6 protein-coding genes are annotated in these 8,977 nt (G+C 72.5%); all 6 read right to left on the bottom strand.

What is annotated here, in order from left to right:
• The coding region (locus QYM41_RS07665; protein WP_497795583.1) for an inositol-3-phosphate synthase at positions 1-446 on the bottom strand (446 nt) is incomplete at its 3' end.
• A gap of 148 nt (positions 447-594) precedes the next feature.
• Positions 595-1,263 carry a LysE family translocator gene (locus QYM41_RS07660; protein ID WP_368799144.1) on the bottom strand — a complete coding sequence of 223 codons (669 nt, stop codon included), beginning with the start codon at positions 1,261-1,263 and terminating at the stop codon, positions 595-597.
• A gap of 19 nt (positions 1,264-1,282) precedes the next feature.
• Complete coding sequence (locus QYM41_RS07655; protein WP_368799150.1) at positions 1,283-2,308, bottom strand: aldo/keto reductase; 1,026 nt, start codon at positions 2,306-2,308, stop codon at positions 1,283-1,285.
• Positions 2,309-2,426: 118 nt separating this feature from the next.
• The gene (gene treZ, locus QYM41_RS07650; RefSeq protein WP_368799143.1) at positions 2,427-4,298 is read right to left on the bottom strand and encodes a malto-oligosyltrehalose trehalohydrolase; all 1,872 of its coding nucleotides are present in this window, start codon (positions 4,296-4,298) and stop codon (positions 2,427-2,429) included.
• 6 nt (positions 4,299-4,304) lie between these two features.
• Complete coding sequence (gene treY, locus QYM41_RS07645) at positions 4,305-6,662, bottom strand: malto-oligosyltrehalose synthase (RefSeq protein ID WP_368799142.1); 2,358 nt, start codon at positions 6,660-6,662, stop codon at positions 4,305-4,307.
• An 83-nt stretch (positions 6,663-6,745) separates the two neighbouring features.
• Complete coding sequence (gene glgX / locus QYM41_RS07640; protein WP_368799141.1) at positions 6,746-8,932, bottom strand: glycogen debranching protein GlgX; 2,187 nt, start codon at positions 8,930-8,932, stop codon at positions 6,746-6,748.
• Positions 8,933-8,977: the final 45 nt, after the last annotated feature.

The following is an 8,977-nucleotide window of genomic DNA, read 5'->3' as shown; positions in this document are numbered from 1 at the left end:
GCCTGGGCGTAGAACCGGTCGGCCTCCTCCGAGCCCACCGGCAGGTAGGACACCAGCACGTCGACCTGCGCGTCCCGCAGCGCCTGCGCGACGTCCACCGGCGGCTCCTGCGACTCCTCGACGATCTCCCGGTAGTAGGAGCCCAGCCCGTCCAGGGTGGGCCCGCGCTGGACGGTGACCCCGGTGTGCGGGACCTGGGCGAAGACCATGGTGTTGTTCTGCGAGGCGCCGATCGCCTCGCACAGGTCCACGCCGACCTTGGCGGCGTCGACGTCGAAGGCGGCCACGAACTGCACGTCGGACACGTGGTAGTCGCCGAAGACCACGTGCATCAGCCCCGGCACGGAAGCGGCCGGGTCGGCATCGGCGTAGAAGTGCACGCCCTGGATCAGCGACGAGGCGCAGTTGCCGACACCGGCGACGGCCACGCGAATGGGATGGGACACGGGACTCCTTTGTCAGATCGTCGGGGTGCCGTCCCCGGCGCGCGCCGGGCGGACACCCGCACGGGTGCCCGGCACGGTGCCGGGCGGGACCCAGCGCTCCAGTCTAGTGCCCGCCGGGAGCGGCCTCGGCCGGGCGGGCCCGCCGGGCTCACAGGGCGCTGAGCAGCAGCCCGAGCGCGAGCACCAGGAACAGCGCGCCCGCGGCGAGCTCCACGGCGGTGCCGTGCCGCCGGAAGCCCGCGGACAGCCGCTGGACCGAGCCGACCCACGCGACCGCGGTGAACCAGGCGAGGCCCACGGCCACGAGCAGCGCGAAGACCAGGGCCGTCTCCCACCACAGGGCGCCCGCCGGGACCACGTTGGCGAACAGCGCCACGAAGAAGATGATCGCCTTCGCGTTGGAGAGGTTCGTCACGAGCCCCAGCACGAAGCCTCGCCCGGGGGTGACGGCGCGCCCCGGCGGCGGCTCCGCGGGGACCGTCCCGGGCCCGCCCCCCGCGGCCGGCATCCGGGCGGGCACGGCGCGCGCGGCGAGGCCCGCCCGGATCCCGCTGACCCCCAGCCAGCCGAGGAACAGCGCGCCCGCCACCTGGATGACGCGCTGGACGCCGTCCGCCTGGCCGATCAGGACGGTCACCCCCGTGAGGGAGAGCGTGATCCACACGAGGTTGCCGGTCATCACCCCCACCGCGGTGAGCACCCCGGCCGCCCGGGAGCCCAGCGACGCGTTGCGCAGGATCACCAGCACGTCGGGGCCGGGGGCGACGATCCCGGCGATCCACAGTCCGAGCAGCGCGAGGTACTGCGAGGCCTCCACGGCTACCGGGTCCCGCCGCTCACGCGGTCTTGGAGTCCCGGGCGCCCGCCCAGATGTTGATGTCGGAGTCCGTGGCGAGCCGGTCGATGGCCTCCAGCTCCTCCGGGGTGAACGAGAGGTGGTGCACGGCGCCCACGCTGTCCTCGAGCTGCTCCGGCGAGGAGGCCCCCACCAGCGCGGTGCTCACCTGGCCGTCCGCCTGCTCGCGCAGCACCCACGAGATCGCCATCTGCGCCAGGCTCTGCCCGCGCCCCTCCGCGATCCCGTGCAGACCGCGGACCTTCTCCAGGGTCGTGCCGGTGAGCCACTCCGGGTCCAGGGACTTCTCCGCCGCGGCCCGGGAGCCCTCCGGGATGCCCTGGAGGTAGCGGTCCGTGAGCATGCCCTGGGCCAGCGGGGAGAACACGATCGAGCCCATCCCCGCCTCCGTCAGGGCCCCCAGCAGGGAGGTCCCCGACGGGCCCGGCGACTCGATCCACCGGTTGAGCATCGAGTAGGACGGCTGGTGGATCAGCAGCGGCGTGCCCAGCTCCCGCATGATCTGCTGGGCGCGCAGGGTGAGCTCGGCGTTGTAGGAGGAGACGCCCACGTACCGGGCCCGCCCGGAGCGCACGATGTGGTCGAGGGCCCGCATGGTCTCCTCGAGCGGGGTGTCCGGGTCCGGGCGGTGGTGGTAGAAGATGTCCACGTGGTCCAGGCCCATCCGCTGCAGGGACTGGTCCAGGGAGGACACCAGGTACTTCCGGGAGCCGCCGAAGTGGTACGGGCCGGGACCCATGGTCCAGCCGGCCTTCGAGGAGATCACGAGCTCGTCCCGGTACGGCGCGAGGTCCTGCGCCAGGATCCGCCCGAAGTTCAGCTCCGCGGCCCCGGCCGGGGGGCCGTAGTTGTTGGCGAGGTCGAAGTGGGTGACGCCCAGGTCGAAGGCCCGGCGCAGCGTGGCACGCTGGGTGGCGAGCGGCTTGTCGTCGCCGAAGTTGTGCCACAGCCCGAGGGAGATCACGGGCAGCTTGAGCCCGGAGTCGCCGACACGGCGGTACGGCATGGTCTCGTAGCGGTCCTCGGCCGGGAGGTAGTGGACGTCGGGTCCGTAGGTGCGCACGGTGGCCTTTCGGGGTCGGGGAACGGTGCGGTGGGCGGGTGCGGCGGGCGGGTGCGGCGGCTCAGTAGCGCAGCACGGCCGCCCCGTGGGCGGGCAGCGCGGCCAGGCCGCCGCCGCCGCCCTCCGTGAGGGACACCTCGCCGGAGCGGAAGAGCACCTCGGCGTCCGGGCGGCCGGGGAACGGGACCCGGGCCGGCTCGGCGCCGAAGTTCAGCAGCACCGCGACGCCGTGGGCGGAGCCCGGGGCCGTGGCCCGGCGCAGCACGAACCAGCGGGCGTCCTCGTCGAGGTCGGTGCCGATCGTGTCGAAGCGCGGGTCCGTGAGCTCGGGCACCGAGCGGCGCAGCGCGATGAGCTCGCGGTAGGCGGCCAGCACCCGGGCGTGGCCGTCCCGGCCGGCCTCGTCCCAGTCGAGCTTCGAGTCGGTGAACGTGGTGGGGGCCTGCGGGTCGGGGACCGTGCCCTCGTCCCAACCCATGGACGCGAACTCCGCCTTCCGGCCCCGGGCCACGGCCTCCCCCAGCTCGGGCTCGGGGTGGGCGGTGAAGAACTGCCACGGGGTGGACGCGCCCCACTCCTCGCCCATGAACAGCATGGGGGTGAACGGCTGGGTGAGCAGCAGGGCGGCGCCCAGGACGAGCCGGTCGGTCGTGAGGCTCGCGCTGATCCGGTCCCCCGCGGCGCGGTTGCCGATCTGGTCGTGGTTCTGGATGCAGGTCACGAACTGCCACGGGCGCACCCGCTGCTTGTCGACCGGCCGCCCGTGGTGGCGGCCGCGGAAGACCGACATGGTGCCGTCGTGGTAGAACGCGTCCCGCATCACCTTGTCGAGGGTGCCGAGGGCGGCGAAGTCCGCGTAGTAGCCCTGCGTCTCCCCCGTGAGCGCCACGTGGGCGGCGTGGTGGAAGTCGTCGAGCCACTGCGCGGTCATGCCGAGGCCGTGGGCCGTGGTCGGCGTGATCATCCGGTGGTCGTTGAGGTCGGACTCCGCGATCGTGAACAGGGGCTTGCCGGTCTCCACGCCCACGCGCTCCACGAGCTCGGCGATCTCCTCGAGGATGTGCACGGCGCGGTGGTCCTGCAGGGCGTGCACGGCGTCGAGGCGGAACCCGTCCACGTGGTAGTCGCGCAGCCACATCTCCACGTTGTCCAGGATGTAGTCCCGGACGCCGTCGGAGCCCCAGCCGTCGAGGTTGATGAGGTCGCCCCAGGTGCTGGAGCCCGGCTTGAAGTAGTCGGCGAACAGCGGCAGGTAGTTCCCGGAGGGTCCCAGGTGGTTGTAGACCACGTCCTGGATCACGCCGATGCCCTGCTGGTGGCACGCGTCCACGAAGCGCTGGTAGGCGGCGGGCCCGCCGTAGGACTCGTCCACGGTGTACCAGAGGACGCCGTCGTAGCCCCAGTTGTGCTCGCCGTTGAACCCGTTGACGGGCAGCAGCTCCACGAAGTCCACGCCCAGGTCGGCGAGGTGGCCGAGCCGCTCGACCGCCGCGTCCAGGGTGCCCTCGGGGGTGAACGTGCCCACGTGCAGCTCGTAGACCACGGACCCGGCCAGGGTCCGGCCGGTCCACGCGGTGTCGCCCCACCGGTGGTCGGAGGGGTCGAACGTGCACGAGAGGTCGTGCACCCCCTGGGGCTGGCGGCGGGAGCGCGGGTCCGGCAGGACCTCGGAGACCTGGGAGCGCTCCTCCGGGGTGCCCTCGTCGAAGGTCTTGCCCAGGAGGTAGCCGTAGCGCACGGTGCCGCCGGGGACGTCGGCGTCGTCGGGCAGGGTCCACCAGCCGTCGCGGCGCGCCGCGGCACCGGCCGGTGAGTCCGCGGGCAGGGCCGCGGCGGGGACCATCTCGTGGTCCTCGCCCTCGATCCGCACGGTCACGGCCCGGGCGTGCGGGGCCCAGACGTCGAAGCGGTTCAGGTGCTCACGGGTGTTCATGGAGGTTCAGGAGTCCTTCCGGCGCAGCAGCGCCACGGGGTAGTCGGCCAGCAGCCGGGACAGCGGGACGGTGCCGGAGTGCGGGCGGCGGGTCAGCACGTCCTCGAAGTGGCCGGCGGGCAGCTCGAGGGTCTCGCCGTCGAAGCCGCCGGCGGCCGCGAGGCGCAGGGGCAGGCGGGTCGCCACGGTCACGGCGCCGCCGCGGTCGAAGGCGAACACGTGCCCGGCCAGGGGCCCGGCCGCGGTGAGCGGGGTGTAGCCGGTGAACAGCCCGGGCTGGTCCCGGCGCAGCCGCAGGGCGCGGCTGGTGACGAGCAGCTTGGCGGCGGCGTCCGGTCCCACGGCGGGGATCCCGTCCGCGGTGCCGCCCACGGGGGTGTCGAGGCGGGCCAGCGCGGCCGCCCGCCGGTCGAAGTCCACGGGCCGGCGGTTGTCGGGGTCCACGAGGGACTCGGCCCACAGCTCGGAGCCCTGGTAGACGTCCGGGACGCCGGGCATGGTGAGCTGCACGAGCTTGGCGGAGAGCCCGTTCGCCCACCCGGCCTCGGTGACGTGCTCGGCGAAGCCCTCGACCACGGCGCGCATCTGCGGGTCGTGGAAGACGAGCTCCACGAACCGGGTGAGCCGCTGCTCGAACCCGGCGTCCCCGTCGACCCAGGCCGTGGAGTTGCCGGCCTCGCGGGCCGCCTTGAGGGCGTAGTCCAGCGCCCGCTCCTGGGACAGCGGCCAGGCGCCCACCACGGCCTGCAGCACGAGGTTGACGAGCGGGCCGTCGCCGACCAGCGCCCCGGCCTCCCCGGCGAGCCTCTTCACGGTGCCGACCACCCCGGCCCACTGCTCCCCGGCCTCGGCGAGCACGGTGATCCGGGCCCGCACCGCCTCGGAGCGCTTGGTGTCGTGGGTGGACAGCGTGGTCATGGCGAGGGGCTCCTCGGCGGCCCGGCGGGCGAGCTCGGCGTGGGCCTCCTCGGGCGTCACGGCGAAGTGGGACGGGTCCCCGCCCACCTCCGTCAGCGACGTGAGGCGCGTGAAGCGGTAGAACGCGGTGTCCTCCACGCCCTTGGCCATGACCATCCCGGAGGTCTGCTGGAAGCGCCGGGCGAGCTCCCCGAGCTCCGCCTCGTCCGCGGCGTCGACCCCGAGCAGCCCGCCCAGGGTCCCGATCGCGCCGGCGAGGTCCGGGCGCCGCTCCCGGGCCGCGTCCAGGGCGGCCCGCAGGTGCTCGGCGCCCTGGGGCAGGTAGCTGCGGTAGACGGGGAAGTTCGCGAGGATCTCCGCCAGGGCGTCCTCCGCCACGGCCCGGTCCGTCCCGGCGTCCTCCGGCACGAGGCGGGCGAGGCGCCGGACCTCGGCCAGCAGCGCGCCGTCGGCCATGGCGCGCTTGGTGCCGTGGATCAGCTCGTCCCAGTGCACGGGCTCGCCGTCCCGCAGCCGGGCGTCGAGGCTCGTCAGCGCGTACTCCCCGGCCGGGTCGGTGAGCAGCCGGTCGATCACGCCGAGGGCGTCGTAGCCGGTGGTGCCCGCGGTGGCCCAGTCGCGCGGCAGCCGCTCGCCGGGCTCGAGGATCTTCTCGACGACCACGTAGGCGCCGCCCGTGAGCTCCTTGAGCCGCTCGAGGTACTGCCGTGGGTCGCGCAGGCCGTCGGGGTGGTCGATGCGCAGGCCGTCGACGAGGCCCTCGTCGATCCACCGCTTGATCTCCGCGTGGGACTCCTCGAAGACCTCGGGGTCCTCGACCCGCACGCCCGCGAGGGTGGCCACGGTGAAGAACCGCCGGTAGTTGAGCTCGGCGTCGCCGCGGCGCCAGTTCACGAGCTCGTAGTGCTGCCGGTCGTGGACGTCCCGCGGGTCGTCGCCCTCGGCCCACGAGCCCTCGGCCAGCGGGTAGACGTTGTCGTAGTAGCGCAGGGTGCCGTCCTCGACCCGCAACTGCGCGAGCTCGTCGTCGCCGTCGCCCAGCACGGGGATCAGCACCCGGCCGCCGCCGGCCGCCCACTCGACGTCGAAGGCCTTCGCGTACGGCGAGTCCCGGCCCTGCCCCAGCAGCGACCACCACCAGGGGTTCTGCTCCGGGGCGGCGACGCCCTGGTGGTTGGGGACGACGTCCACCAGCACCCCCATGCCGCGGGCGTGCGCGGCATCGGCGAGCGCCTTCAGTCCGGCGGCGCCCCCGCGGACCGGGTCCACCTCGGCGGGGGACGCGACGTCGTAGCCGTGGTCGGAGCCGTCGACGGCCCGCAGGACCGGCGAGAGGTAGACCCAGTCGGCGCCGAGGTCGTGGAGGTAGTCCACGAGCCCCGCCGCGCGGTCGAGCGTCAGGTCGGAAGTGATCTGGAGTCGGTAGGTCGATGTCGGTGTGCGCACCGCTCCAGTCTGTCCGCCCGGCCCCGGAAACGCCAGCAGGCTGTCGACCCGTGTCCGGGCCGACAGCCTGCCGGGGCGTCGGGTCACTGGTCCTGCGGCGCCTTCGCGTACGCGGCCACGGAGGCGGCGACCGACGCGTCGGGCTCCTCCTCCGGCGTCTCGTAGGCGCGCAGCACGACCATGGACTTGCCCTCGAGCACGATCGAGGAGCGGGCCTTGCGGACCTGCCCGTCGGCGTACTTGCCCGCGGTGTCGATGACCTCCTCCCACTGCCGGCCGTAGCGCACCGGCGGCAGCTTGCACTTCACGGGCTCCGGGTTGGAGTTGAAGTACACGATGAAGTTCACGTCCGTGATGGACCGTCCGCGCATGTCCACGCCGGCGATGCCGTTGCCGTTGAGCCACATCCCGAAGGAGCGGGAGAGGGGCTCGTCCCAGTCCGCGGGCTTGAGCGGGGCGCCGTCCGTGTTCAGCCACGCGATGTCGGGCATCGGGCGGCCGGTGTCGTCCGCGTCCATCTCGACCGGCCGGCCGTCGAAGAACTCGGAGCGGCGGAACGTCGGGTGGTCGTGGCGCAGGTGGGTCACGGCGGCGACGAACTCGGTGAGCGGGCCGTCCATGGTGTCCCAGTTGATCCACGACAGCTCGTTGTCCTGGCAGTACGTGTTGTTGTTGCCGTCCTGCGTGCGGCCCAGCTCGTCGCCGTGCAGCACCATGGGCGTGCCCTGGGACAGCAGCAGCGTGGCGAGGAAGTTGCGCTGCTGGCGGGAGCGCAGGGCGAGCACCTCGGGGTCGTCCGTGGGTCCCTCCACGCCGCAGTTCCAGGAGCGGTTGTGGGACTCGCCGTCGTTGTTGCCCTCGCCGTTGGCCTCGTTGTGCTTCTCGTTGTAGGAGACCAGGTCCCGCAGCGTGAAGCCGTCGTGGGCGGTGACGAAGTTGATCGACGCGAACGGGCGGCGGCCGCTGTGCTCGTAGAGGTCCGCCGAGCCGGTGATGCGCGAGGCGAACTCGCCCAGGGTCGCGGGCTCGCCGCGCCAGAAGTCGCGCACCGTGTCCCGGTACTTCCCGTTCCACTCCGTCCACTGGGGCGGGAAGTTGCCCACCTGGTAGCCGCCGGGGCCCACGTCCCACGGCTCCGCGATGAGCTTCACCTGGGAGACGACCGGGTCCTGCTGGACGAGCTCGAAGAACGTGGCCAGCTTGTCCACGTCGTAGAACTCGCGGGCCAGCGCGGAGGCGAGGTCGAAACGGAAGCCGTCCACGTGCATCTCGGTCACCCAGTAGCGCAGGGAGTCCATGATCAGCTGCAGGGAGTGCGGGTGGCGGACGTTGAGGGTGTTGCCGGTGCCCGTGTAGTCCATGTAGAACTTCTGGTCGCCCTCCACCGTCCGGTAGTAGGCCTGGTTGTCGATGCCCTTCATGGACAGCGTGGGGCCCATGTGGTTGCCCTCGGCCGTGTGGTTGTACACCACGTCGAGGATGACCTCGATGTCGGCCTGGTGCAGGGCGCGCACCATGGCCTTGAACTCCTGCACCTGGCCGCCGAGGTCGTTCGTGGAGTGGTACTCGTTGTGGGGGGCGAAGAACCCGATGGTGTTGTAGCCCCAGTAGTTGCGCAGGTCCTGGTCGAGCAGGGTGCTGTCCTGCACGAACTGGTGCACGGGCATGAGCTCGATGGCGGTGACGCCGAGCTTCTGCAGGTGGGCGATCACCGAGGGGTGGGCCACGCCGGCGTAGGTGCCGCGCTGCTCCTCCGGGACGTCGGGGTGCTGCTGGGTGAGGCCCTTGACGTGGGCCTCGTAGATCACCGACTTGTGGTACGGGGTGCGCGGGGTGCGGTCGCCCTCCCAGTTGAAGAACGGGTTGATCACCACGCCCATCATCATGTGGGGGGCGGAGTCCTCGTCGTTGAACGAGTCCTCGTCGCCGAAGTCGTACGAGAACAGCGCCTGGTCCCAGTCGATCTGGCCGGAGACGGCCTTCGCGTAGGGGTCAAGCAGCAGCTTGGCGGCGTTGAAGCGCTGTCCCTCGGCGGGGTTCCACGGCCCGTGCACCCGGTAGCCGTAGCGCTGCCCGGGCTGGACGGTCGGGAGGTAGCAGTGCCAGACGTAGCTGTCCTGCGCCGTGACCTCGATGCGGGTCTCCGTGCCGTCCTCGTCGAACAAGCACAGCTCGACCTTCTCGGCGGCCTCGCTGAAGAGCGCGAAGTTCGTGCCGGTCCCGTCGAACGTGGCGCCGAGGGGATAGGGCTGACCTGGCCAGACTTCCATAGGGGATCTCCTGTCGTACCGCCGGGCAGGGGTCACCGTCAGCGG

Origin of the sequence: Kocuria oxytropis (assembly GCF_040981195.1) — a bacterium.
Lineage (GTDB): Bacteria > Actinomycetota > Actinomycetes > Actinomycetales > Micrococcaceae > Kocuria > Kocuria oxytropis.
This window is presented reverse-complemented; position numbering and strand designations above follow the sequence as displayed.